This window comes from Pseudomonas sp. AC355 (genome assembly GCF_979258205.1).
The window spans coordinates 2,337,331-2,362,785 of sequence record NZ_OZ409843.1; the positions used below are offsets into that span (position 1 = coordinate 2,337,331).

Here is a 25,455-nt window from a genome sequence, read left to right on the forward strand (position 1 = left end):
CGCTCAGTTGCCGGCCGACACACCGCAGTCGATTACCATGTCCGCGCCGGTGATGGACCGGCGCGCTGCTCTGGCAGAGGAAATACGCCAGATCGGCCACTTCGCCGGGCTGGATGAAACGCGCCGCGTCGCCTTGCGGGTACTTGGCCAGCAGATCCTGGTAGTACGCCTGCTGGTCACCATTGCCGTAATGCTCGGCCTGAAACTTCAGCATCGGAGTCTCCACATCGCCCGGCGACACGCTGTTGCAGCGCACGCCTGAAGGCGCTAGATCCAGCGCCAGCGCCTTGGTCATGAGGGTCACCGCGCCCTTGCTGGCGCAGTAGGCGGCAGCATTGCGATTGCCCTGCCGGCCGGCGTCGCTGGAGATGTTGACGATGGCGCCCTTGCTCTCGCGCAGCGCCGGGATGCTGGCCGAGCACATGAAGAAGGTGGCCTTGAGGTTGACGTCCAGCACGATGTCGAAATCCTCTTCGCTGAACGATTCCACCGGGCCTTCACGCCACACACCGGCGCAGTTCACCAGTGCGTCCAGCCGGCCGGTGCTGGCGAGCAGCGACGCGACGACGTCTTTGCAGGCGCTCGGCTTGCGAATGTCGGCAGCATGCGCGCCGGCCAGCTTGCCTTCGGCCTGCAGCGCGGCGAGCGCGGTGGCGTCCAGATCCGTGCCGAAGACCTGCCAGCCACCCGCATTGAAACGCTCGCACATGGCCTGGCCGATACCGCCTAGGGCACCGGTAATCAGAACGACGGGTTGCATCGGTTTACTCCTCGGCCCGCAGGCCGCTTGAGGGGATAAAAAGAGGGGTTGGCGCTCAGGGCGCCTTGTTCTCGATCAGGCTGTTGCCACCATCGATCACCAGCGACTCACCAGTGATGTAGCTCGCCTCCGGTGAGGCCAGGAAGGCCACTGCAGCGGCGACTTCTTCGGGATAGCCGGCGCGGCCCACGGGCACGTAGGCCGCAGCGCGCTGTTCTTCGGGGTGGGTGGCGGCGGTGGTGATCCACCCCGGCGCTACCGAATTGACGGTGATTCCCTGGCCGGCCACTTCCAGCGCCAGTGACCGGTTCAAACCGAGCATTCCGGCCTTGGCCGCGCTGTAGCCGGCCTCCCCCGGATTGCCGACCCGCGTGCCAGTCACCGAGCTGACGTGTACGACACGGCCATATTGGCGCTGCTGCATGCCCGGCAGCACGGCGCGGGTGAGCAGAAAGGCGGTGGTCAGGTTGCGCGAGATCGACAGGTTCCATACGTCGAGGCTCATCTTCGACACCTCGACGAAGGGCTCGGGGCTGCCCTGCATGGCCATGCCGGCGTTGTTGACCAGGATGTCGATGCGCCCCCAGAGCGCCTCGGCCCAGTCTGCGAACGCCTGCGTCTGCGCTTCGTCGGTGAGGTCGACCGCACAGCCCTCGGCCTCGAAGCCCGCAGCGCGTAGCTCGGCTACACGCTCGGCGATGCGCGCGCTGCTGGCGGTGACGATCAGCTTTACGCCAGCCGCCCCGAGCCTGCGCGCAATGGCCATGCCGATGCCGCTCTCGCTACCAGCGCCGCTGACCAATGCCACCTGACCTGCCATTGCCCTGAACATACCGACCTCATCCCACGGGTTTCATGGGCTGGATGCTAAGCGCATAAATCTGATACAAAAAGACGACTGTTATCAGGGAAACTGACAACCATGGTGTTCACCAGCGAATCTCTTCGGGTATTTCTCGCCGTCATCGACGAAGGCTCGTTTTCCGCGGCAGCGCGCGTCCTGGGCCGTGTGCCCTCGGCCGTGAACATGGCGGTGTCGCAGCTGGAGGCGGAACTGGATCTGATCCTGTTCGATCGCTCGACCCGCAAGGCGCTGCCTACACCAGCTGCCCGCGCACTGGAGCCCCAGGCCAGACAGGTGGCCAGTCAGCTGAACCTGCTCGACGCCCATGCGCTGCAGTTGCACAAGGGCCTGGAGAGAAGGCTGGTGCTGGCGATGGCCCCGGAGCTGCAGACCGGTGCCTGGAGCCAGCCGCTGATTACCCTGGCCCGGGAATTCCCCACCCTGGAGATAGAAATACGCTCGGCAGCCCAGGCCGATGCGGTACGCATGCTGCATGACGGCAGCGTGCAGGTGGCGTTGATGTTCGAGCGCCCCGGCATCGACGAACGCGAAGCCTTTGCCGAAGCCGGCAGCCAGTTGCTTACCGCAGTCGCCGCGCCAGGCTACCCGTTCACCAGAGAGGGAAAACCGCTGGACGAAGCGCACATGGCGGACACACGGCAGATCGTGGTGGCCAGCGGCGACCCCAACGCCTCCGACCCGCAGATCGTGCTTTCCCACCGCGTGTGGCTCACGGACAGTTACCTGGCCACCCTCGACCTGGTGCAGGCCGGCCTGGGCTGGGCGTACCTGCCGCAGCCGCTGGTTCAGCCGATGATCGCCTCGGGCGTACTGGCCGCGGTCAAGTTCGACAACATGGCCAGCCAGATACGCCTGTGGGTCGATGTCATCTGGTACAAGAGCCGCCCCCTGGGGCTGGGCGCACGCCGTTATCTGCAACTGCTGCGCGAGCAGGTCGAGACTGGGCCGGCGCGTTCGTAAGTGCCCGGCTCTGCTGCAGCGTTCCGCACTTCATCGACCCGCCGCCAACGCTCTGTTAGGCAACGATTCTCGGCAGGTTGCCCGAAGCCCAGGAAACCGGGGTTCTCGCTGCTGTCGCCTGGCCCAGATCGCTTACCGCATCGAGGCGAGCGATCTGCTCGGCCGACAGTTCGAGCGCCAGGGAACCAAGATTGTCGGTGAGCTGCGCCAGGGAGCGTGGCCCGATGATCGGCACCGAGCCGTGAGTACCGGCCCAGGCAATTGCAACCTGGCCAGGGTTGACGCCCAGCTCATCGGCAACCGAGATCAGCACGTCGAGAATCTGCGTGCGCTGCGTCGAGTTCTCGGCCTGGAATACCCGGCCACCGAAGCCTTCGGCCCTGCCCTTCTCGCCTTGTCGGTATTTACCCGTGAGCATGCCGCCGCCCAGTGGCGACCACGTGACGATACCGAGGCCTAGCGCGTGGGACGCCTGGAACAGATCGGCCTCGGGATCGCGATGCACTAAGCTGTGTTCGAACTGCGCCGCCGCGATGGGAACGGCGCGGGTCAGTTGTGCCAGGGTGGCAGCATGGGCGAGACGCCAGGCCGGAAAGTTGGACAGGCCCGCGTAGAGAATCTTGCCGGCGCGAGCAAGATCATCCAGACCGCGAACCACTTCTTCCATGGGCGTAACAGCGTCGGGATGATGCACCCAGTAGATATCGATGCGGTCGGTTTTCAGGCGCTTCAGGCTCGCCTCGACCGACGCGACCATCGCCTTGCGGCTGTTACCGGTGACCAAGCGGTTGGCATCGGGTGCCGCGCCGTTGGTGAACTTGGTAGCGAGGACGAAATCCTCGCGGCGACCCTCAAGCAGCGTACCGAGCAGCGCCTCGGACTGGCCGAACTGGTACACGTCCGCGGTATCGATGAAGTTGCCACCGGCTTCGGCGTAGGCGTTGAAAATGGCCTCGCTGGTATCCGGGTCGGCACCGTAGCCCCAGCCGGTTCCAAAATTACCCGTGCCCAGCGCCACCTGGGAAACCTGCAGGCCCGTTTTGCCAAACGTGGTGTATTTCATGCTGTTCTCCCCCGCCGTCAGGCGGCCACTGTTAGAGGTCGATTGGCGCTATTGCTCAGGGCGACGAGGCACCACCAGATTGCCCACGGAAACCTGCACGACTTGCCCATCCTGATTCAGCGTGGTGGTGCGCAGCTTGACCAGCCCTTGAGTAGGCTTGGATCTGGATGGCCGCACTTCCAGCACCTCGAGTTCCACCCGCAGTTCATCGCCAGGCCTGACCGGCAGCGGCCAGCGCAGCTCGTCGAAGCCGGCGCCGACAATGCCGCCGGCGAGTTTCGGCTCGCAGTCCACCAGCAGGCGCATGGTCAGCGCGGCGGTGTGCCAGCCACTGGCGGCCAGTGCACCAAAAATCGAAGTACTGGCAGCGGTTTCGTCGAGATGGAATGGCTGGGGATCGAACTCGGCAGCGAAGGTCTTGATGGCCTCCGCGTCGAGACGAACCCGGGTAGTGCCAGCGAAGCGTTGACCCGGTTCCAGGTCGTCCAGGTAGTAGATGGTCATCGTTAGGCTCCCTCTTTTTACGGGCCGCAGGTGCGTTATGAAAAGTACGGTCATCAGCCAAGCACAACGAAGGGACGATGCCGCTAGCTCGCGTTCTCGGGTATGGCTGCAAGGATCTGCGAACGACACAGGTCGATGATCTCGTCTGCCAGCGGGGAATCGTCCGGGCAGGCGCGGGATAACACGATCGCCCCGACTGCTTGGGCGAACAAACCGATCATTTGCGCTCGCGCGTCCCGCCCTTGCGTATCGCCCTCATGATCGAGCGTCGCCAGCATGCCTTCGATGCCCTGCGCGAATATCGCCTTGATCTCGTCCGGTTGACGCGTCGCGTCGCCGCCAAGCGCGGCCATGGTGCAGCCAGACCCGCGCTCATCACGGTGCTGTCGGGAAACGTAGAAGTTGAAGAACGCGGCGGCGTCTACACCGCTACTGCGCTCCAGCGTTTTTGAAATGCCGCAGGCAGCCGATTGCGCCATCAGGTCAGCCTTGGAGCCGAAGTGCTTGTAGAACCCGCCATGCGTGAAGCCGGCAGCGGCCATCAGATCCGCCACACCCACGCCGTCATAGCCACGCTCACGAAACAGAGCAGAGGCTGTTTCGACGATCAGCGCTCGGTTCGCCTGGGCCTGAGCCTTGGTCACTCGCATATCCACATGCCTCCTGGTGCATCGCCTATCAAGCGTCAAGCATACATTGATGTCGATCATAATCAATTTTATTGACATAAAAGATTACGACCATCATTTTAAATACGCCGAGCCCAACCAAGGTGCGCCTCCCCACATCGAATGAGGGCATTCGTGATGCAGACGCCGCCCGTGCTGCTTGCAGGTATTCGCGCCATGAATGGCGGGCGTATCAGCGTGGTCCCTGGTGTTGCCAACAAGCTGAATGTCGTGTTCATGTGGGCGATGCCGCGCTGGCTTCACCAGGCTGTGCTGGCCCGAATAATGGCTGCGTGATCAGCCTGGCAGCGCCCGCTTGGCGCTGCCGAATTCCCCGATTCACCGCATTAGCAGTACCGCTGAATATGCAGCGGCCACTAACCCAAATGGAGCGTGTCATGTCCGACGATGTACTGTTCAGCCCCTTCAAACTGAAAAGCCTGGATCTGCCCAACCGCATCGTCATGGCGCCCATGACCCGTGCCCTGGCGCCCGAAGGTATTCCCGGCGAGCAACATGCCGAGTACTACCGCCGTCGCGCTGCCGGCGGCGTGGGCCTGATCCTGACCGAGGGCACGGTGATCGACCGCCCGGCCTCGCGCAACATGCCGGGCATTCCATTCTTCCATGGCGATGCAGCGCTGGCTGGCTGGGCTGAAGTGGCCAAGGCCGTACACGCGGCTGGCGGGCGTATCGGCCCACAAATCTGGCACACCGGCTCGACCCGTTCCCGTGGCGAATGGGTGCCTGATGCGCCGGTGGAAAGCCCGTCCGGGCTGGTGGCCCCCGATGATCCGCGCGGCGTGAGCATGACTCTGGAAGACATCGCCGACACCGTGGCGGCATTCGCCACCGCGGCAGCGGATGCCAAACGCCTGGGCTTCGACACGGTCGAGCTGCATGGCGCCCATGGTTACCTGATCGACCAGTTCTTCTGGCCGGGCACCAACACCCGCACGGACGCCTTCGGTGGCGCGACCATCGCCGAGCGCTCGCGCTTTGCAGCGGAGGCGGTACGCGCCGTTCGCGCGGCCGTCGGGCCAGACTTCCCGCTGATCCTGCGGGTCAGCCAGTGGAAGCAGCAGGACTATGCCGCACGTCTGGCGACCACGCCTGACGAGATGACCCAGTGGCTGGCGCCGCTGGTCGAGGCTGGCGTGGATATCCTGCATTGCTCGCAGCGCCGCTTCTGGGAGCCGGAGTTCGCGGACATCGACGGCGAGCACGGCCTCAACTTCGCGGGTTGGGCGAAGAAACTCACCGGTGCAGCGACCATCAGCGTCGGCTCGGTAGGGCTAGATGGCGACTTCTTCGGCGCCTTTGGCGGCAAGGGCTCCGATGCCGCCGTACTGGATAATCTGCACCTGCGCCTCGAGCGTGAAGAGTTCGACCTGATCGCCGTGGGCCGTGTACTGATCTCCGACGCGCAGTGGGCCAACAAGGTTCGTAACGGTGAGCCGCTGCCAGGCTTCAATGCCGCCGACCTCGCCACACTAGCCTGACGATTGGCGCACGCAATGTGCGCTGGAAACACGGCAGCCGCGGGGATCAAATCTCCGCGCCTTGCTCGTCTTCACCCAAAGCCGTCAGTGCGGCAATTCACCACGCTAGGTGCCCTCGCCAAACCTTACCGCGGTGGTAAAGTTTGGCCCCATGAAATTCGCCCGCCATGAACGGTCACTGATTGCATGGATGCTCTACGCCAGCGTCCTGTTTAGCCTGTTCGTCTGCGGTATTCATCACGGGCAGATGAGCGGCCTTGCCCTCAGCGGCCTGAACGGCGGTTACTGCGCCTCTGGCAGTGATCACGGCCAGAGCTACGAAGACGGCAGCTCCAGCCAGTCCCAGCAGATGAGTGCGCAATTCAACTGCCCGCTGTGCTCGTCCTCTTCCCTGGCCGTCGCCCTCAATACCGCGAGCTGGAACATTGGCCACCTGCTCTCGGCAATGCCGTCGCCAATCGTCGTGCGCAGCCTGGCGCAACCGCCACCGCGCTATCTATGGCCCTCCCTGAATCCTCGCGCCTCCCCTTCCCGCTTCCTCGCCGTGTGACCCAATCAGCCTGATTCCATCGGCCTGCGCCTGCGCGCGGTCGGGAAACAGCGTCACCTATTTCGCGTGGAAAAACCTTTGATGAAAACAACAGACACCGCTCTGCTGCTGCCACTCGCGCGCCGTTCGGCGCCAACCGTCATGCTCTCCTGCCTGTTCGCCCTCACGCCGCTGAGCCAGGCCGTTGCCGACACCCGCAACACCGGCGATTCGGTCGTCACCCTGGGCGCGGTCAGCGTCGTTGCCGGGCAAGCCGGCCCGCTGGCCAGCCACAACATTCTCAGCTCGGTCGATGTGCTCGGCGCCGACATCCTCGAAAAGCAGCCGGTGCAATACAGCTGGGAACTGTTCAACCGTGCGCCCGGCGTGATGCTGACCCAATTCAATCAGGGCACCACCTCCGGCAAGCTGTCGTTTCGCGGCTTCAACGGCGAGGGTGAGGTGAATGCCGTCAAGCTGCTGATCGACGGGATTCCCAGCAATACCAACGACGGCAACATGCCCTTCATCGACATGGTCTTCCCGTTGGAGATCGACAGTATCGAAGTGGTACGCGGCACCAACGACCCGCGCTACGGGCTGCACAACATCGCCGGCAACGCCAGCATCAATACCCGCCAGGGCGGCAACGACGGCAAGTTGCGGCTGCGCTACGGCAGCTTCGACACCCGTGAGCTGCAACTGGTGAAGGGCGTCGAGGACGGCAACTGGAGCCAGAACTATTCGTTCAGCTACCAAGGCAGTGAGGGCTACCGGGATCATGCCAAGGCCGAGCGCATGAGCTTCGCCGGTAAGTGGTTCTACACCGCAGACGATGACGCCTGGCGTGCCGGTCTGATCGCCCGGCACTACACCGCCGATGCCGACGAAGCGGGCTACCTGAGTCGGGCCGACTCTCGCGAGCGGCCACGGCAGTCCTATGCCAACAACGCCACCGACACCGGTGAGCGGGAAATGAATCAGCTCAGCCTGCACCTGGATGCCAACCTCTCGGATACCCTGAGCTGGGCCAGCAAGGCCTACGTGAATACTTTCGAAGACCGCCGCTGGACGCAGTATTGGCGCACCTCGTCGCAGCAGGAACGCTACGCCGACGAAACCCAGTACGGCGCGCTGAGCAGCCTGACCTGGCGCCCTGAGGTCGAGCATCTGCATGCCTTCGCTCTGGAGGGTGGTGCCGAGGTACAGCGCCAGGAGAACGAGAGCCTGCGTTATCGCACGCAACAGCGCAGCCGCGTGGCGCAGACCCGCGATCAGCAGTTCGACCTGAATGTTTACGGCACCTATGTGCAGGCGGTGATCGAGCCGACCGACACGCTGAAGATCATCCCGGCGTACCGGGTCGACAAGCTCTATGGCGGCTACGTCAACGGGTTGAGCGGTGAGCATGCCGACGTCAATGACTATGGTCTGATCAAACAGCCAAAGATCAGCGTCGTCTACTCGCCCTGGGAGCAAGCCAGCCTTTATGCCAACTGGGGCCGCAGCTATCAGGTCGGGGTCGGGTCGGCGGCGTATCGCCTGGCGACCCTCAGCGACGACCTGAAACCGTCGATCAACGATGGCTGGGAAACCGGGATCAAGTTCAAGCCAGCCGCCTGGATCGATGGCCGGATCGCCTACTGGGAGCAGAAGGCCTCGGATGAAGTGCAGCGCAAGCTCAACGACGCCGTTGGCGATGCCGAGAACGTCGGGAAAACCTTGCGCAAAGGCTGGGATGTACAGCTCAACCTGTACCCCAGCGACGCCAGCAGCATGTGGCTGTCCTACTCGCGGCAGTTCTCGGAGATCCTCGAGCCCAATCCCAACCTGCCGGCCAGCAAGGGCAAGGAGATGGATCACGTGCCTCATCACCTTTACGCCGCTGGCTCGACCTATCAGCTGACGCCTGAGCTCGAGCTGTCCGCCTGGGTCAACGGCCAGAGCGACTACTACCTCGAACGCACCAACAGCACCGGCAAGTTCGGCGATTATGTGCTGCTCAATCTGGGGGCGACTTATCAGGTCACGCCAACCCTGAGCGTCGATGTGCAGGCCAAGAACATCACCGACCGTTACTACGAATACGCCTGGTATGACGACAGTGCCGGTGTGCAGCAATCGCTACACGCTACCGGCGATGGTCGGGCGATCTATGCAGGCCTGACGCTGGACTTCTAGACGACGGCCATGGCCACGTAGCGACTGGCTACGTGGCCATGGCGCCGCCACTCACTGCTCTTCATCACGCAGTTGGCTGCTCAAGCGGTCGCAGCTCTCGGACCAGTTGCTCAACCAGTCGGGCAGTGGCGGGGACTGTTCGGGCAAGTTCAGTTCCAACGCGAACTCACCTGGCGATACGTTGCCTTTCGGCCCACGGAACAAGCCGCGCATGATGACCACGCCCAGCACCCGGCCATCCCTCACGAATCGGTGTTCGATAAAGCTCCATTTTTCATCCCAACCCAACATCCGGGTATGAATTTCAAAAGCCTGGAACAGCTTCAGTTCACGACGGAACTTGCCCCATACATCACCGACGATAGGCAGGGCACGATGACGCAGCGCTACCCGAAACGCACCGCTGCGCAGTACGTAATCCATACGCCCGACATCAGACAGGGTGAAGTAGCGGCCATTGGTGACGTGGCGGTTAAGGTCGAGATCAAGCGGCCAGACGCGCATGCGCACGACGGTGGTTTCGAACGCAGATACAGGCCGGCGCCATGGCCGGCGCAGCAGCATCAGAAAAAGGCGAAACCAAAGATTCATAACGCGAACACCTGCTCGAACGAAGACGTGCACTGTAAACACGTCGCGCCAAGCAAGGTAGTTGCAGAACTGCCTTACCCCATGGGATTTATGCAAAAACGATGGTGCTTTAGCCCCGCTGCCAATAGAGGCAATGCCGTTCGCTGCACATCGAGTATCTGTTCAACACAGGGCTAGCAGCGCGGAGCAGGGCCAGTATCTTTTTTAGGCATATGCGCCGAGGAGGCAAGCCTCCTGTTTGGTTCCAGCACCCTATTGGTTTGAGCGATGAAGTCGAGCATAACGGCTTGCACCAAGGCGCAGTTTTCCAGTTGGGCCTTACTCAGGCACCTGCTCCCCACGCATTGCCCGTCCGCTGACATCGCTTTGAAGCATATGCCGGTTGGGCCTTTTTCAAGGTCAAGTCGGCAGCCTGTTTCAGAGGTAAATCTATTTATATAGTTGTCCATAATAATGTGAGGCAACGATGGGCAAATCGGTTCGCACTGTATTGATACCGCTCGTCATACGGTTCGTTTGTGTGAACCTATCGGAGCGCTCACGCTCTCGGCTAACGCTGAAGATTCTCCTCACTATAAGCAAGCTAAGGCAGCAGTGAGGATCAGCCAACGCCTGTCGGCCCCTCGATGACCTGGCGCACTTTGCGGGCCAGATCGGTCGGCACGTATGGCTTGGATATCACCTCGAACTCACTGCCGGCAGCGTCGGTGCTCTCCAGAGAACTCTCTGAGTAACCCGTGGTGAGCAGTACTTTCAGCCCCGGTTTGCGACGCCTGGCTTCGCGGGCGAGCATCACGCCATTCATTCCACCAGGCATGATCAGGTCGGTGAACAGCAGGTCGTAGTCGGCCATGTCGAGCATTAGCAGCGCTTCACGGGCGTTCATGGAGATCTCGGCGATGTAGCCATAGTCTTCGAGCACCATCTTGGCCAGATCGGCCACATCCGGCCGGTCTTCCACGATCAGCACGCGCTCAGTGCCATTGCGCTCGCCTGGCTGCTCCTTGGCAAGACGCTGGGTGACCTGGCTGTCATCCGCGGGGAAATACAGGCGCAACGTGGTGCCAACACCTTCTTCGGAATAAATCCTCACCGTGCCGCCGGACTGTTTGACGAAGCCATAGACCATCGACAGGCCGAGGCCTGAGCCTTTGCCCTCCTCTTTGGTGGTGAAGAACGGATCCATCACTCGTGTACTCACGCTCTCGGCCATGCCGATGCCGTTGTCAGTGATGGCGATGCTGACGTAACGCCCCGGCATCAAACCGTCATAAGACATGCTGCCCAGGTCGTCGACCACCACGTTCTTGGTTTCGATATCGACCGTCGGATGCTCACGCCCTTCAAGCGCATCGCGGGCATTGATGAGGATATTGAGAAAGGCGACTTCGGCCTGCGTCGGGTCGATCCGGCAGTTCCAGAGCGTCTTTTCGAGCGTCAATCGCAGGGTGGACTGGCCCAGGGTTCGCTCACCCAGTTCCTGGAAGCCGTTGATAAGCCCGTTGAGGTTGAGCACGCGGCCCTCGAGCTTCTGCTTGCGCGCAAATGCCAGCAATTGCTGGGTAAGGGTGGCAGCACGATCAGCGGCATTACGGGAGTTGCGCACGTAGCGCTGCATGCGCTCCTGGTCGTATGCAGGTTTGGTTATCGTACGGTCGAGCACCTCGAGGTAGCCGATCATCACTTGCAGCAGGTTATTGAAGTCATGGGCGATACCACCCGTGAGCTGGCCCAGCGCTTCCATTTTCTGCGCCTGGCGCAAACCTTCCTCGGCATCACGACGACGGCTGATATCCAGCTGGGAAGAGAAGAAATAAATCAGCTCACCGGCGTCGTTGTAGACCGGCGAAATAAACAGCGCACTCCAGAACGTCGAGCCGTCTTTTCGGTAGTTGATCAGCTCGACGGCCAGTTCTTGCCTCATCGCAACCGCTTCACGAACCTGCGCGACCACCGCGCGATCCGTTTCCGGTCCCTGCAGGAAACGGCAGTTCCTACCGACGACTTCTTCGGCGCTGTAACCGGTCATCTCCAGAAAGGCGTTATTGGCGAAGATGATCGGATTATCGTCACGATTCGGGTCGGCGATTATCATCGGCATGCGGGTGGTTTCTACCGCCGCAAAGAAGATGTTCTTGCCGGAGCCGGAGATGTCCCCGGATGAGGTGTTATCGACACGGAAATTCTGTTTGCCGCTATTAACCATTGGCTTTCCCTGTAGGAATGGGCGCAACCAGCGAAACGGCCGCTCTACAAATTCGAGCAATTGGCCATCAATAAGTTCTACAAACAGAATCACCTGTACAAGTTTCCCACGGTAATCAGTGAGCCAATTCAGCGCTGTATGGCGGCAGCGAATCCACACAATCTCGGCTGCTGAAAACAATGCCCCTGTGAACCACCACACCTCTAATGGCAAACTCTCCACGTCGTCCATCCGCCAGCGCAAGGTGCTCCGTGCAATCCACCCTCAAAGATTTCGATTGGGCTTTGACGCCACTCGGAGCGTTGGAAACCTGGCCGGATGCGCTGCGCACCACCTACGGCATCATGAGCAAAAGCAGTTTCGCCATGTGCGCAACCTGGGGGCCCGAACGCACCCTCCTTTACAACGATGCCTATGTGCCTTTTCTCGGCAACCGCCATCCTGGTGCACTGGGTCAGCCTATCCAGAAAGTCTGGCCCGACGTGTGGGATACCATTGGCCCGCTGGTGGACAAGGTGCTGGCCGGCGAACCGACTCATCACGAAAACATGTACTTGCTGATGACCCGCAACGGTTATCCCGAGGACACCTACTGGACGTTTTCCTACAGCCCCCTGGAGGACACTTCAGGCGCAATCGCCGGCTTCCTCAATGTGGCCATCGAAACCACTCAGGTGGTGACGATTCAGCAACCCGCCATCGCCAACGCCGAGCGGGTGCAACTGGCCCTGGCTGCGGGAGCCATAATCGGCACCTGGTTCTGGGATCTGCCCACCAACCGCTTCACCGTAGACGAAGCCTTCGCGCACAACTTCGGCCTGGATCCCGCGTTGGGCCGTGAAGGTTTGAGCCTGCAGCAGGTTGTCGAAACCGTTCATCCTGATGATATCGAGAGCCTGCTCGAGGCAATCAACGAAGTCATCTCCCGTGGCGGCCCCTACGCCCACCAGTATCGTGTGCGCCGTGCCGACGGCTGCTATTACTGGCTGGAGGCCAATGGTCGCGTGGAACTGGCTGCCGATGGCAGTGGGCTGAGCTTCCCTGGCGTACTGATCAATGTGGAGGAGCGGCGCGCCATCGAAGGCGAACGTGATCGCGCCATTGCACGGGTCATGGCACTCAACGCCGAACTCGAACAGAAAGTCATCGCGCAGACCTTCGAGCGCGGTCGTACCTGGCAGATAACGCCGGATCTGCTCGGCGTACTCAACGACGACGGTTATTTCGAGGCATCCAACCCCGCCTGGCAGACGACTCTTGGCTGGTCGGAAGAGGAGCTGGCTGACACCCACTTCCTGGCATTCGTGCACCCTGCCGACCAAGCCGATACGCAGCGCGTCTGGCAGCAGGTCAAGCTGGCCGGCGAGCCCGCACTGGGCCTGGAAAATCGCTTCAGTTGCAAGGACGGTGAATGGCGCTGGCTGTCTTGGGTGGCCGTTCCCAGTGGTGGCAAAACGTACTGCTCCGCACGGGATGTAACCCGGGAAAAGCTCAACCGTGCCGAGCTGAAAAAACGCACTGCCGAGCGCGACCGCCTGTGGGAAAGCACCAACGATCTGATGGGCTCCGCAGGGCTAGACGGTTACTTCAAAACCATCAACCCGGCCTGGACTCAGTTGCTAGGCTGGGAAGCCGAGCAACTGCTCAGCACACCATTTATCGAGATAGTGGTGGAGGAAGATCGGGCAGACGTTTTCGGGCTCCTGGAGCGCCTGAGCAAGGGCGAAAAGGTCAGCGGCTTTACCAGCCGCCTGCGTTGCAAGGCGGGTGATGCGCGATCCTTCCTGTGGACAGCGGCTCCGGACTCCGTGAGTGATGTATTCCACTTCGTCGGCCGCGATGTCACCGCCCAGCACATGGCCGAGGAGTCGCTGCGACAGTCCCAGAAGATGGAGGCGATCGGGCAATTGACCGGCGGCATCGCCCACGACTTCAACAACCTGCTCGCGGGCATTTCCGGCTCGCTGGAACTGATGCATCTGCGCATCGAGCAGGGCCGCTTCCATGAGCTGACCAAGTACATGAGCTCGGCAGAAACTGCCACCCGGCGTGCCGCCGCACTGACACATCGGCTGCTGGCCTTCTCAAGGCGCCAAACGCTGCTGCCCAAGCTGACGGACGTCAACCTGCTGATCGCTGGCATGCTGGAAATGATCCAGCGTACCGTCGGCCCGAGCATCCACTTGGAAAGCGAACTGCAGCCGAACCTGTGGACAGCCCTGGTCGATGCATCGCAACTGGAAAACACCCTCCTCAACCTGTGCATCAACGCCCGCGACGCCATGCCCAACGGCGGCGTGATCAAAGCGACCACGGAGAACCTGTGGATCGATGCCAAGCGCGGCGCCACCCTCAATCTGCCCGAAGGCGACTACCTGAGCCTGGCGGTGCTGGACAACGGCGTGGGCATGCCGGCGCAGATCGTCGCCCGCGCAGTGGAGCCGTTCTTCACCACCAAACCGATGGGCGAAGGCACGGGGCTTGGCCTGTCCATGGCATACGGTTTCGCCAAGCAGTCAGGTGGCCAGATGCGTATCACCTCGACGGTGGGTGAAGGCACGGTCGTGACCCTGTACCTGCCCCGCCACAACGGTAAAGCCGAAGTCGAGGCGACACCCTCGGCGATCGCCGGGCTCGATCTGGCAGCCGAGGGAACCGGCAAGACGGCGCTGGTGGTCGATGACGAACCGGCCATACGCATGTTGGTAACCGAGGTGCTCGAAGAGCTCGGCCTCAACGTGATCGAGGCCGGCGACAGCGCTGCCGGGCTGAGCATTCTGCAATCCAAGACCCAGGTCGATCTACTGATCAGCGATGTTGGCTTGCCGGGTGGCATGAACGGCCGGCAGATGGCCGATGCTGCGCTGACCAGCAGGCCCAGCATGCCGGTACTGCTGATCACCGGCTACGCGGAAAACTCGTTGCTCACCGATGGCCAGCTACGCACGGGGATGGCGGTGCTGACCAAGCCTTTCACCCTGGAAGCGCTGGCTTCGCGGGTACGCGAATTGGTGACGGAATAACGCTCCCAACACCAGGTTGCAGCACCAGCCCTCTCAGCCCAATGCTTCCTCGTAGTCCTTGACGTAGTCGGTCGCCAGCGCAGTTTTCTGCTGCTGGGTGAGCATCTTCCCGGCCTGCTGGAAGAAGGTGTGCTCCTCGTCCTCCAGGTGATGGAAGATCTTGTCCTTGAGTTTGCGGGCGGTGGCGAGCCACGAAGGGCTGGAGGGGTCGGTTTCTTCCAGGGTCTCAAGCAACTCATCCATCTCGTGGTGCTCGGCGACACCGTGGCGAGACAGATCGACACCAGAGTCGTGCTTCATCAACGGCGAGTAGAAGAACCGCTCTTCCGCTCGAGCATGGGCGAGCAGCTCCTCTTTCAGCTCACGGTAATACTGGGCGCGCTCCGGCGAATCGCCCTGGGTGGCGACCAGCGCCTCGGCCATTGCCCGCTGGCGATCGTGGCTTTCACGTAATGCTTCGAAGATCTGCATAAGGTTCTCTCATCAGGTTACGGATTGTCCGTGGCCTTTCGAGGCCATCTGCAAGGTCAGACCGAGGCGGCAAAATCGTGGTTCAACCAATAAACGCGCGCAGCCGAGCACACCGGCGAATGCGGCAAGACGAGAATCGGTTGTTATGAGAGGCGTATCAGTGCTGCGAAAGAATGGCGCTCAGCAGCCCGGGGAAGCGCGTATCAAGCTCGGCGCTACGCAAGGAGTTCATGTGCGTGGTGCCGATGTTGCGCGTGTGCACCAGGCCGGCATCGCGCAACACTCGAAAATGGTGAGACATGCTGGACTTGGGACGGCCACCATCGAGCTCACCACAGGTGGCCTCAGTCACACCGGCCAGGCAGCGAACGATCTCCAGGCGAACAGGGTCACTCAGGGCGTACAACAGACGCTCGAGTGTCAGGTCACGGGGATCGGGATGTTTGAAAGGGCGCATGCTGCACATGATAACGGGGCTATCGACAATTGCCATAGTTCGATTATGATCGAACTACAGTAACTAACGAATCAATCTGGAGTTTGCCCATGTCTGCGCTGTTCGAACCCTTCAAGCTGAAAGACGTCACCCTTCGCAACCGCATCGCCATCCCGCCGATGTGCCAGTACATGGCCGACGATGGCCTCATCAACGACTGGCACCATGTGCACTTGGCCGGCATGGCCCGTGGCGGCGCAGGCCTGGTGGTCGTCGAGGCCACCGCCGTTGCACCGGAAGGCCGCATCACCCCAGGCTGCGCCGGCATCTGGAGCGACGAACACGCCCAGGCATTCGTCCCGGTGGTGCAAGCCATCAAGGCCGCCGGCTCAGTGCCAGGCATCCAGATCGCCCACGCCGGCCGCAAAGCCAGCGCCAACCGCCCATGGGAAGGCGACGACCATATCGCCGATAACGATTCGCGCGGCTGGGAAACCATCGCACCGTCGGCCATCGCCTTTGGCGCCAACCTGCCAAAAGTGCCACGCGCCATGACCCTGGAAGATATCGCCCGGGTACGCCAAAACTTCGTCGACGCCGCCCGCCGCGCCCGTGATGCCGGCTTCGAATGGATCGAGCTGCACTTCGCCCACGGCTACCTGGGCCAGAGCTTCTTCTCCGAGCACTCCAACCAGCGCACCGATGCCTATGGCGGCAACTTCGACAACCGCAGCCGCTTCATGCTGGAAACCCTCACCGCCGTTCGCGAAGTCTGGCCAGAGCACCTGCCGCTGACAGCCCGCTTTGGCGTGCTCGAATACGACGGCCGTGACGAGCAGACTCTCGAAGAGTCCATCGAGCTGGCCCGCCGCTTCAAGGCCGGTGGCCTGGATCTGCTGAGCGTCAGCGTCGGCTTCACCATCCCTGATACCAACATCCCATGGGGCCCGGCCTTCATGGGCCCGATCGCCGAACGCGTGCGCCGCGAGGCCGACCTGCCGGTAACCTCCGCCTGGGGCTTCGGCACGCCACAACTGGCGGAAGAAGCAGTCAAAGCCGGTCACCTCGACTTGGTATCCATCGGCCGCGCCCACCTGGCCGACCCGCACTGGCCATACTTCGCCGCCAAGGAACTGGGTGTCGACAAAGCCTCCTGGACGCTGCCAGCGCCCTACGCCCACTGGCTGGAACGCTACCGCTAAGCGGCATTAGTGCGTTCGCCTGGCTGCCACACTAGCCAGATGATTCGACATACTGCGGAGTCGGACAGAAATCCTGGCCGACTCAGCAGCTTTCGAGAGGCGACTCTGAGCATCTGCAGCCTCAATCTAGCCCTATACCCGTCTAAATCAGTTCATCTGCAGTGGTTGCGCAATCAGCCTAAAGCCACCTGTTATCGCAGCCAGCAAGGCAAAAATCAGCGCGATCTGATCGCCTCACAAGTTACTTGCTGTCTATAGGGGCACAGCGCATCATGCCGCCATTCCTATTCTGCGGTACCTCCGATGTCCCATCGCCCTGCCCCCTTCCCGATCGATGAGGAAGAGCGCGTTCTGTCGCTCGAACACCTCAACGTTCTCGATTCCGCTGCGGAGCAGGGTTTCGATGATGTGGTGCAACTGGCGACCACCCTGTGCGAAACGCCCATCGCCCTGGTCTCGCTGGTCGACCGTGAGCGGCAGTGGTTCAAAGCGTGTATCGGCCTGGAGGTCGGCGAAACCCATCGTGATCTGGCGTTCTGCGCCCATGCGATTCTCGAACCCGACGACCTGCTGGTGGTGGAAGATGCCAGCCAGGATCCACGCTTCGAGCACAGCGCTCTGGTACTCGGCCCGCCGTACATCCGTTTTTACGCAGGCGCGCCGATTCGCACCGATGCAGGTCATCCTTTAGGAACCGTCTGCGTGATCGATACACGGCCACGTACGCTCAGCGCTGTGCAGCGCAACTCACTGCAAGCGTTGGCACGGCAAACGGCAGCCCTGCTGCAACTGCGCCTGCTCGAAGTGCAACGCGAGCGGCGCGCCAGTGAACTGGTCGTGCAGTTGGAGAAGGCCCAGGCCCAGCATCGCGAAGCCGAAGCGTCGCTGCGCCACGTACGGCGGGTGTCATCGCTGGGAATGCTTACCGCGAGCATCGCCCATGATGTGAACAACCTGCTGCAAGTACTCAGCGCCAGCCTGCAGATGGCTCATCTGCGTGCGCGTCGACCTGCAGAGGTGGAACGTTTCTGCCAGACCGGGCTGCAGGCAGTGGAACAAGGCGGCAATTTGATCCGTCAGCTACTGGCCAACGTACGCCAGGATGGCCCGGAACTGGCCTGTATCGATATCAGCGAACGCATCGAAACGTCCCGTGACCTACTCGCCAGCACCCTGGGCGATGCCATCGAACTGAGCTTTGACCTGGCTGCCAAAGACGTGGCCGTGATGTGCGACGAAGTGCAGCTGCAGGCCGTGGTACTCAACCTGCTCAGCAATGCCCGCGACGCCATGAAAGGCCGCGGTCAGGTGCAAATCGCTACGCGCCAGCAACAGCTCGCAGGTGACTCATTGCTGAGCGACGGTGCTTACCTGGTACTCACTGTGAAGGACGACGGGCCGGGCATGTCCGCAGAACTGGCGAGCAAAGTGTTCGACCCGTTCTTCACCACCAAGCAGGCAGGCCACGGAACCGGACTGGGCCTGGCACAGGCGCGTGACTTTGCCAACAACACCGGTGGTGATGTGCGGGTCGAGACGGCACCCGGTGCCGGTACCACAATGAGCCTCTACCTGCGGGTGCTGGGCCGCATCAACGTCGTCGATCGAGCAGGTTGACCACCAGGCGATCCAGCCAGCCCCACAGGCGCTGACGCAGACGCTTCCAGAACGGCCGCGCCTGCCACATCTGTAAGTCGACCTCACGGCTCTGCGGGAAATCGGTTTCGAAGCTCTGCTGCACCGCCGCGGTGAAATCCGCATCCAGGGTTTCGACATTGGCATCCAGGTTGAAGCGCAGGTTCCAGTGGTCGAAGTTGCAGGAGCCGACACTGGCCCAATCGTCCACCAGCACCATTTTCAGGTGCAGGAAACGCGGACGGAATTCGAAGATGCGCACCCCGGCCTTGAGCAATCGCGGGTAGTAACGCTGACCGGCGAAGCGCACGGGCGGGTTGTCGGTGTGCCGGCCACTGAGCAGCAAACGCACGTCGACGCCCCGCGCCGCAGCCTTGCGCAGCGCCCGACGCACTTTCCAGGTAGGCAGGAAATACGGCGTGGCCAGCCACACGCGCTGCTGTGCACCATTCAAGGCACGAATCAGCGACTGCAGGATATCGCGGTGCTGTCGTGCATCGGCATAGGCCACCCTGCCCCAACCCGTCCCGGTTGGCGGCAGTTGGGGCAGCGGCTTGCGGTGCGGGGTGAGATACGGGCGCCAGGCAAAGCGCGCGTTGTTGGCCTGCCACTGGCGGTCGAACAGCTGCAACCAGTCGACTACCAGCGGTCCGTCGATTTCCACCATCACTTCGTGCCAGGCACTGACCGGCTCACCGGGCGTCCAGAACTCATCGGTGGAACCGGTGCCGCCGACGAAGGCGACCCGGTCGTCGACTACCAGCAACTTGCGGTGGTCACGGTACAGATTGCGCGCGCCGCGGCGCCAGCGTATCGGGTTGTACCAACGCAGCTGTATGCCGGAATCGAGCATCGATTGCCGGTCACGCTGACTGAGCCCCTGGCAACCGAACGCATCGAACAGGCAGCGCACCGCCACGCCGCGCTGCGCGGCCTCGCACAGGGCACGCAACAGGGCATCGGTACAGGCGCTGCTGACCACCAGATATTGCTCGAGCTCGACCGTCTCACGGGCCGCGTCGATGCACGCGATCATCCGCGGAAAGAAGGCCGGGCCGTCGTTGAGCAGGGTGAAGCGATTACCTTCCCGCCAGGGAAATACCTGACCGGGCATCAATTACGCTCACAGGGTGGAAGGAAGGACGACGGGCGCATGGCATCTCGGCCGAGGGCTGGGGATGCGCCAAGATAGCCGCCCGCGTGCGCCTTGCAAAGCGCCACACAGGCGGAGCTACGGAAGGGGTGCATCAAGGCCGCTGGCCGCACATCCGGCAGCGATCACCCGCCATCACGCCGGTGCAACGCTGACAGTCGCCATTCAGGGTACCGCGGCGCCAGCGCCAGATCTGCAGCAGGCGCTGTGCAGCCCACAACGCGCCGCCCGCCGGCAGCAGAATCATCCAGGGAAAAAGCGCCCGCACGGCCGGCGCCCAGGATGCCAACACACCACCCTGCTGTGACAGCAACACCAACGCCATCATCAGGATCGCGCCGCCGATGATCAGGATGAAGGGCAAAGCCAGGTTTCTGACGAAGAACATCGGCGCACACACTCAAAACTATCGGACGCACATGGTAAGCAAGGTTGCGGCAAGACTGAACCTGCTAGTTGGTGATCATCACCTCGCACCCTGTCACACAAGCATCATCGAAGCTTCACAGTGGTGACACCCGCCCTGCCTAGCCTGCAGTTGTTTCCTGAGTTTACTCAGGTCAGCAGGCCAATCCGGTTCGAGTGCGCAGCAGGGCTGCCCCGACCCGCAACGGAGGTAAGGCATGACCCAGAACGCCATGGCACCCGCGCGCAGTACCGCTCCCCGTCGCCTGCAGGCAGAACGCCTGACCACCTCGCGCGCCTTGCGCGAAGCACAGGCCCTGCGCTTCCGTGTGTTCAGCGCCGAGTTCGACGCCAAACTAAAAGGCGCCGAGCTGGGCCTGGACATGGATGACTACGACCTGCACTGCCAACACATCGGCGTACGTGATCTGAACAGCGGCGAGCTGGTAGCCACCACACGACTGCTCGACCACCATGCAGCCGCTGGCCTCGGGCGCTTCTACAGCGAAGAGGAATTCGCCCTGCATGGTTTGCGTCACCTGCAAGGGCCGGTGCTGGAAATCGGCCGCACCTGCGTGGACAGCGCCTACCGCAACGGCGGCACCATCGCCGTGCTGTGGGCCGAGCTGGCCGAGGTGCTCAACGAAGGTGGTTATCGCTACCTGATGGGTTGCGCCAGCATCCCCATGCAGGACGGCGGCATTCAGGCACAGGCAATCATGCAGCGCCTGCGCGAGCGCCACCTGTGCACCGAACACCTGCGTGCGGAACCGAAAACCCCGCTGCCCGCCCTGGAGCTTTCCGGCAACGTCATCGCCGAGATGCCGCCACTGCTCAAGGCCTACATGCGCCTGGGCGCCAAGGTGTGTGGCGAGCCGTGCTGGGACAAGGATTTCCAGGTCGCCGACGTGTTCATCCTGCTCAAGCGTGACGAGCTGTGCCCACGTTATGCACGGCACTTCAAGGCGGCAGTCTGAGTGAAAACTTGCTGGTGGCGGCCGGACGCGGTAAATAATGCGCCGCTGGCCGTCGCCTTCGATTCACGGCGGCAGCCAGCGCATGCGCCCACCAACCGCCCAGCAGGTCAGAAACCGCCTATGAGTAAACTGCGTTTGTATGTGCGCCTGATCCGCCTGCTGGCGGTGATCGCTGCAGGTACCCTGCTCGCCGCTTCTCTGGTTCCCATCGAACGTCTGACTCGCCGTGACCTGATGGGCCTGCGCCAGCGTATGACCCGCTGGTTCATGGCGCGCCTGAGCAACGCACTGCCCTTTCGTGTCAGCGTTAGCGGGCAATTGCCGCAAAAGCCCATGTTGTGGCTGAGCAATCACATTTCCTGGACAGACATCCCGTTGATTGGAATGCTGGCGCCGCTGTCGTTCCTGTCCAAGGCCGAGGTACGTACTTGGCCGATCGCCGGCTGGCTGGCACACAAGGCAGGCACCCTGTTCATCCGCCGCGGTGCGGGCGATGGCGGATTGCTGAATCAGCAGCTAGGCCGACACCTGAACGGCGGCAGGCACCTGCTGATTTTCCCCGAAGGCACCACCTGCGATGGCACCGCGCTGCGTACTTTCCATGGCCGTTTGCTGAGCAGCGCCATCGAAAGCGGTATCGATCTGCAGCCAGTGGCCATCCGTTACCTGCGTGATGGCCAGCGCTGCCCTGTAGCGCCCTTCATCGGCGACGACGACATGCTCTCGCACCTGCTGCGCCTGATGAGCAGCGATGTCGCCGAGGTGCAGATCCAGTTGCTGGAACCGATCGACAGCAGCTCGGGCAACCGTAACGAGCTGGCCCGGCGCGCCCATGCAGCCGTCAATACAGCGCTGTACGGCGCAGACGATAGCCAGGACGCCGTCCAGGCTGCCTGAAGCTGACGCTAGCGCATCGAGAGCTGATTCTCCTGGCGCAGCCAGCGCCGGAAAATCGGCTCGGCGAAGAACAGCACCAGGAACAAGCGGATCACCTGCATAGCAGTCACCAGCGGCACAGCCAGCTGCAGGGTTTCCGCTGTCAGGCTCATCTCGGCGATCCCACCCGGCATCATGCCCAGAGTCAGGGACTGGAAATCCAACCCGCTCGCCCAGCCGATCAGCACGGCAGCCACGAACGCCACCAGCATCATCGCCAGGGTGGTGATCAGGGTGCGGGCCAGAAACGACGGCGCATAACGGAAGAAGGCTCGGTTGAAGAAGCAGCCCAACGCGCTGCCGATCATCAGCTGCCCAACCTGGCTGGCACCGGCCGGTAGCGTGCTGCTCAGGTCGAAACCAATACTGAATAACGCGCTGACCAGCAGCGGCCCGAACAACCAGGGATTCGGCTGTTTCAACCGGTGCAGCAGCCAACCGGCGGCGCCTGCCAGCGGCAGAATCAACGCCAGCCAGGGCCAATCCGGGTTGGATGCGTGCAGGTGAACCTCGCCCTCGCCCATCATGAACTTGAACAGCGCCGGCACCAGCAACACCACCGCAACCACCCGCAAGCTTTGCGCCGCCGCGACACGGGTAAGCTCGGCACCATTTCGAGCCCCCAGATTGACCATTTCTCCAGAGCCGCCGGGCATGCTGGAAAAGTATGCAGTCGCCATGGTTTCCCCGGTACGGCGCATGAACCAGACGCCAACGATGCTGCTCAGCACGGTAATCAACGCACCGATGACGATGGGCACCAAGTGCCCGGCGATCTGCCCGACCAGCGCTGGGGTGAAGTGCAAGCCAATACCGATACCGATGATCCACTGGCCGAACTTGCGGCCGCCGGGGAACGGCTGTAACTGCCAGGCGGTGGTGCAGCGCACCAGAATGACCGCCACCAGTGAGCCGATCATCCAGGGTAGCGGCCAGCCGATGGCGCTGGCGATCAGAGCTCCCATCACGCCAACCAGCGGCGTTCCCAGGTAATTCAGCCAGTGGCCTTTGAACATTGTTTCCCCTTAGGTGCATGCAACTGCAGTACGGCGGCAACGCGATCGGATGGGCCGGCGCGGCGGCTGATCGAGCGCCGATGGCGCTGGAGAGAATTGGATAGGCCGCAGACGATCATGACTTTTGTCACCATGCAGCTCATCCATTCGCAGGAAAAACCGAGATCAACCCCTCTAAAACGAGTTATCTCAGCTAATCAATGGTGGCAATATTGCTCTTAATTCACACAAAAAACAATATTCACTTATCGTAACCAGGCACTGCGGGATCTTTGCGCGCAGCCGATTACGTAGCAGAATGCAGCGCCTGGCTGAGGAAATCGGCCACACCGACAGCACCCCAAACAACAATTCGATGCCCACTGCCATGGCTCAGGAAAACACCAACCCGATGGTTCTCACTGCTTTGCAGAAACGCGTCGCCCGCGAGGTCATCGCCTACGTTCGGCATGAGCGCCTGCCCGTCGGCCATCACTTGGCGGAGTCCCACCTGGCGCAGACTCTCAATACCTCGCGTACGCCAGTGAAGTTTGTGCTGAACCATCTCACCGAGCGCGGCATGCTCAAGCACGACCGCAACCGTGGCTTCTTCCTCGCCCGAGCTGCAGACGATCTCAACGACCTGGTGCTGGAGATCGCCGAAGCCGAAGAAGATTCGGTGTACATGAAATTCGTCGAGCTGCGCCTGTCGCGTCAGCTCCCGGAGCACCTCAGCGAAATCGACCTGATGCGCCAGTTCGGCGTATCGCGCACTGAGCTACGTTCGGCGCTGCTGCGCATGCAGCAGGAAGGCTGGGCCGAACAGCGCACCGGCCAGGGCTGGCGCATGCTGCCGGTGATCGACTCGATAGAGGCCTACGAGGAAAGCTTCAGTTTCAGGGTGACCATCGAGCCGGCCGGCCTGCTCTCACCGACCTTTCAGGTCGACCAGAAGGTGCTGGCGCTGTGTCGTCAGCAACAGGAATACATCGCCGCCACCGGCTACCTGACGATGACCACTCAGGAGTTGTTCGAAGCCAACTCGAAATTCCACGAGATCATCGCCGGCTTCTCGGGCAACCGCTTTTTGCTGCAATCGTTGAAACGCCTCAACGGCCTGCGCCGCCTGGTCGAGTACAGCGTTGATCTGCCGCGGCCGACACGCCGCAAGCAGGTGCTGGAGCATCTGGAGATTCTCGACCTGATCGAGCGCGGCGACCGCCTTGGTGCCGCGGATCGCCTGCGTGCACATCTCGAAGGTGCCAGACGCAACAAGCTCAACCCGGCACTGCTCGAACGACTCGGCCTGCAGAACGAAGACTAACCTCGCTGCTCGCGGGCGAAGGCCATGAGCTGCGGGTAGAAGGCGCGGAAGTCCTCGCTCAAGGGCTCGTACAATCGGCGCAAGTCGTCCAGACCGCCATCCAGCAAGCCAGGCCGCGACAGCCGCCGTGACATCCCGGTGATCACCTGGCCGAGCACCTCGAAATCCCGGTAACTGCCCAGCCAATCCTGAGCGGCCATGCGCGGTGCCATGTGCTGCAGGTGGCCGGGTAACTGCGACTCGGCGGCCAGCACCTGGTAAACGCGGGTGGTGAAACGATCCAGCGGCTGATCGCTGTAACGCTGCCAGTCCCGCGCCAGGCAATGGTCGAAGAACAGATCGAGAAAGATCCCGGCAACCCGCCGACGTTCTGCGGGAAAGCGTGCCCGTGCCTGAGCCTGCAGCGCATGGCTGTCGGTAAAGGCGTCGATTCGCCGGTGCAGCGCGATGCCGGCTTCGATGGCGGCCGGCCACTGCCCGGCCAGCGAACCTTTGACGAAATCGCCATACAGGCTGCCGAGCAATTCGGCGGGCGCATCACCGCCCAAGTGCAAATGTGCGAGGTAATTCATGGCGTACAGAGTAAAGCCTCGGCCGGCCGGCTGCGAGGGGCGCGCCATCACACCGGTCGATATGCACTATCTGCCTGAACGATCTGTATATCGCCAAGTCCCGATATAGAGTTCGCTGCATCGCGATATTGCGCTGCACCGATATCAGGAGAACCGATGAGTAACGACGACATCGATCTGGACGACGTGATCAAGGCCCTGGCCCATCCGGTGCGGCGCGACATCCTGCGTTGGCTCAAGGAGCCCGAAGCGAATTTCGCCCTGCAGGATCATGCCCTCGACATCGGCGTGTGTGCTGGCAAGTTCGACGAGCGTACCGGCCTATCGCAATCCACCGTATCGGCGCACCTGGCCACCCTGCAGCGTGCCGGTCTGGTGACCAGCCGCAAGGTGGGCCAGTGGAATTTCTTCAAACGCAACGATGCAACCATCGATGCCTTCCTGCGCCTGATCGGCGAGGAACTACGAACCGCCGCCTGATTGCCTGGCGCTGACCG

At 62.1% G+C, this 25,455-nt stretch carries 24 protein-coding genes and 1 pseudogene; 12 read left to right on the top strand and 13 right to left on the bottom strand.

What is annotated here, in order from left to right:
• Positions 1–3: 3 nt before the first annotated feature.
• Positions 4–760: pseudogene (locus ACZ0AI_RS11010) on the bottom strand (SDR family NAD(P)-dependent oxidoreductase).
• Between the two features lie 55 nt (positions 761–815).
• On the bottom strand, positions 816–1,592 hold the full coding sequence (locus tag ACZ0AI_RS11015; protein ID WP_463565774.1) for an SDR family NAD(P)-dependent oxidoreductase: 777 nt from the start codon (positions 1,590–1,592) through the stop codon (positions 816–818).
• A 90-nt stretch (positions 1,593–1,682) separates the two neighbouring features.
• Between ACZ0AI_RS11015 and ACZ0AI_RS11020 the strand changes: the two genes are divergently transcribed.
• On the top strand, positions 1,683–2,585 hold the full coding sequence (locus ACZ0AI_RS11020) for a LysR family transcriptional regulator (protein ID WP_463565775.1): 903 nt from the start codon (positions 1,683–1,685) through the stop codon (positions 2,583–2,585).
• A gap of 55 nt (positions 2,586–2,640) precedes the next feature.
• Here the strand turns inward: ACZ0AI_RS11020 and ACZ0AI_RS11025 are convergent, their stop codons facing one another.
• The 3 genes from ACZ0AI_RS11025 to ACZ0AI_RS11035 form a co-directional block, all read right to left on the bottom strand.
• Positions 2,641–3,648 (bottom strand): aldo/keto reductase, encoded by a 1,008-nt coding sequence (locus tag ACZ0AI_RS11025; protein WP_463565776.1) that lies wholly within the window; start codon positions 3,646–3,648, stop codon positions 2,641–2,643.
• Positions 3,649–3,696: 48 nt separating this feature from the next.
• A complete protein-coding gene (locus tag ACZ0AI_RS11030; protein ID WP_463565777.1) occupies positions 3,697–4,152 on the bottom strand; it encodes a MaoC family dehydratase in 456 nt (151 codons plus the stop codon).
• Between the two features lie 83 nt (positions 4,153–4,235).
• A complete protein-coding gene (locus ACZ0AI_RS11035) occupies positions 4,236–4,802 on the bottom strand; it encodes a TetR/AcrR family transcriptional regulator (protein ID WP_463566101.1) in 567 nt (188 codons plus the stop codon).
• A gap of 153 nt (positions 4,803–4,955) precedes the next feature.
• Here ACZ0AI_RS11035 and ACZ0AI_RS11040 point away from each other — a divergent pair, with 153 nt between their 5' ends.
• From ACZ0AI_RS11040 to ACZ0AI_RS11055, 4 genes are all read left to right on the top strand, one after another.
• Positions 4,956–5,117 (top strand): hypothetical protein, encoded by a 162-nt coding sequence (locus tag ACZ0AI_RS11040; RefSeq protein ID WP_463565778.1) that lies wholly within the window; start codon positions 4,956–4,958, stop codon positions 5,115–5,117.
• Positions 5,118–5,218: 101 nt separating this feature from the next.
• On the top strand, positions 5,219–6,322 hold the full coding sequence (locus ACZ0AI_RS11045; protein ID WP_463565779.1) for an NADH:flavin oxidoreductase: 1,104 nt from the start codon (positions 5,219–5,221) through the stop codon (positions 6,320–6,322).
• A 151-nt stretch (positions 6,323–6,473) separates the two neighbouring features.
• The gene (locus tag ACZ0AI_RS11050; RefSeq protein ID WP_463565780.1) at positions 6,474–6,872 is read left to right on the top strand and encodes a DUF2946 family protein; all 399 of its coding nucleotides are present in this window, start codon (positions 6,474–6,476) and stop codon (positions 6,870–6,872) included.
• A 141-nt stretch (positions 6,873–7,013) separates the two neighbouring features.
• Complete coding sequence (locus tag ACZ0AI_RS11055; RefSeq protein WP_463566102.1) at positions 7,014–9,032, top strand: TonB-dependent receptor; 2,019 nt, start codon at positions 7,014–7,016, stop codon at positions 9,030–9,032.
• 51 nt (positions 9,033–9,083) lie between these two features.
• On the opposite strand, the gene ACZ0AI_RS11060 is transcribed toward ACZ0AI_RS11055, so the two are convergent.
• Together ACZ0AI_RS11060 and ACZ0AI_RS11065 are read right to left on the bottom strand one after the other, a co-directional pair.
• On the bottom strand, positions 9,084–9,623 hold the full coding sequence (locus ACZ0AI_RS11060) for a thioesterase family protein (protein ID WP_463565781.1): 540 nt from the start codon (positions 9,621–9,623) through the stop codon (positions 9,084–9,086).
• Between the two features lie 601 nt (positions 9,624–10,224).
• Entirely contained in the window at positions 10,225–11,829 is a 1,605-nt protein-coding gene (locus tag ACZ0AI_RS11065; RefSeq protein ID WP_463565782.1) for a histidine kinase famiy protein, read from the bottom strand.
• Positions 11,830–12,080: 251 nt separating this feature from the next.
• Between ACZ0AI_RS11065 and ACZ0AI_RS11070 the strand changes: the two genes are divergently transcribed.
• The gene (locus ACZ0AI_RS11070) at positions 12,081–14,852 is read left to right on the top strand and encodes a PAS domain-containing protein (RefSeq protein WP_463565783.1); all 2,772 of its coding nucleotides are present in this window, start codon (positions 12,081–12,083) and stop codon (positions 14,850–14,852) included.
• A gap of 33 nt (positions 14,853–14,885) precedes the next feature.
• Here ACZ0AI_RS11070 and ACZ0AI_RS11075 read toward each other — a convergent pair whose 3' ends face one another.
• Positions 14,886–15,323, bottom strand: coding sequence for a hemerythrin domain-containing protein (locus ACZ0AI_RS11075; protein WP_463565784.1), 438 nt, complete (start codon positions 15,321–15,323; stop codon positions 14,886–14,888).
• Between the two features lie 157 nt (positions 15,324–15,480).
• A complete protein-coding gene (locus ACZ0AI_RS11080) occupies positions 15,481–15,816 on the bottom strand; it encodes an ArsR/SmtB family transcription factor (protein WP_225839151.1) in 336 nt (111 codons plus the stop codon).
• Between the two features lie 53 nt (positions 15,817–15,869).
• Between ACZ0AI_RS11080 and ACZ0AI_RS11085 the strand changes: the two genes are divergently transcribed.
• Both ACZ0AI_RS11085 and ACZ0AI_RS11090 read left to right on the top strand, forming a co-directional pair.
• Positions 15,870–16,961 (top strand): NADH:flavin oxidoreductase/NADH oxidase, encoded by a 1,092-nt coding sequence (locus ACZ0AI_RS11085; RefSeq protein WP_463565785.1) that lies wholly within the window; start codon positions 15,870–15,872, stop codon positions 16,959–16,961.
• A 303-nt stretch (positions 16,962–17,264) separates the two neighbouring features.
• Positions 17,265–18,578, top strand: coding sequence for a sensor histidine kinase (locus tag ACZ0AI_RS11090; protein ID WP_463565786.1), 1,314 nt, complete (start codon positions 17,265–17,267; stop codon positions 18,576–18,578).
• On the opposite strand, the gene ACZ0AI_RS11095 is transcribed toward ACZ0AI_RS11090, so the two are convergent.
• Together ACZ0AI_RS11095 and ACZ0AI_RS11100 are read right to left on the bottom strand one after the other, a co-directional pair.
• Positions 18,553–19,710, bottom strand: a complete 1,158-nt coding sequence (locus ACZ0AI_RS11095) for a phospholipase D-like domain-containing protein (RefSeq protein WP_463565787.1) — start codon at positions 19,708–19,710, stop codon at positions 18,553–18,555. The two genes, ACZ0AI_RS11090 and ACZ0AI_RS11095, sit on opposite strands and share 26 nt — an antisense overlap.
• A gap of 133 nt (positions 19,711–19,843) precedes the next feature.
• A complete protein-coding gene (locus ACZ0AI_RS11100; protein ID WP_463565788.1) occupies positions 19,844–20,137 on the bottom strand; it encodes a hypothetical protein in 294 nt (97 codons plus the stop codon).
• A gap of 235 nt (positions 20,138–20,372) precedes the next feature.
• Here ACZ0AI_RS11100 and olsB point away from each other — a divergent pair, with 235 nt between their 5' ends.
• Both olsB and ACZ0AI_RS11110 read left to right on the top strand, forming a co-directional pair.
• Positions 20,373–21,131, top strand: coding sequence for an L-ornithine N(alpha)-acyltransferase (gene olsB, locus ACZ0AI_RS11105; protein WP_225839143.1), 759 nt, complete (start codon positions 20,373–20,375; stop codon positions 21,129–21,131).
• Between the two features lie 120 nt (positions 21,132–21,251).
• Positions 21,252–22,028 carry a lysophospholipid acyltransferase family protein gene (locus tag ACZ0AI_RS11110; RefSeq protein ID WP_463565789.1) on the top strand — a complete coding sequence of 259 codons (777 nt, stop codon included), beginning with the start codon at positions 21,252–21,254 and terminating at the stop codon, positions 22,026–22,028.
• Positions 22,029–22,036: 8 nt separating this feature from the next.
• Here the strand turns inward: ACZ0AI_RS11110 and ACZ0AI_RS11115 are convergent, their stop codons facing one another.
• Positions 22,037–23,083 (bottom strand): AbrB family transcriptional regulator, encoded by a 1,047-nt coding sequence (locus ACZ0AI_RS11115; protein ID WP_225839139.1) that lies wholly within the window; start codon positions 23,081–23,083, stop codon positions 22,037–22,039.
• A gap of 298 nt (positions 23,084–23,381) precedes the next feature.
• On the opposite strand from ACZ0AI_RS11115, the gene ACZ0AI_RS11120 reads away from it, so the two are divergent.
• The gene (locus tag ACZ0AI_RS11120; protein ID WP_463565790.1) at positions 23,382–24,386 is read left to right on the top strand and encodes a GntR family transcriptional regulator; all 1,005 of its coding nucleotides are present in this window, start codon (positions 23,382–23,384) and stop codon (positions 24,384–24,386) included.
• Here ACZ0AI_RS11120 and ACZ0AI_RS11125 read toward each other — a convergent pair.
• Positions 24,383–24,958, bottom strand: coding sequence for an acyl carrier protein phosphodiesterase (locus ACZ0AI_RS11125; RefSeq protein ID WP_463565791.1), 576 nt, complete (start codon positions 24,956–24,958; stop codon positions 24,383–24,385). The genes ACZ0AI_RS11120 and ACZ0AI_RS11125 overlap by 4 nt on opposite strands.
• A 156-nt stretch (positions 24,959–25,114) precedes the next feature.
• Between ACZ0AI_RS11125 and ACZ0AI_RS11130 the strand changes: the two genes are divergently transcribed.
• The gene (locus ACZ0AI_RS11130) at positions 25,115–25,438 is read left to right on the top strand and encodes an ArsR/SmtB family transcription factor (RefSeq protein WP_463565792.1); all 324 of its coding nucleotides are present in this window, start codon (positions 25,115–25,117) and stop codon (positions 25,436–25,438) included.
• Positions 25,439–25,455 lie beyond the last annotated feature (17 nt).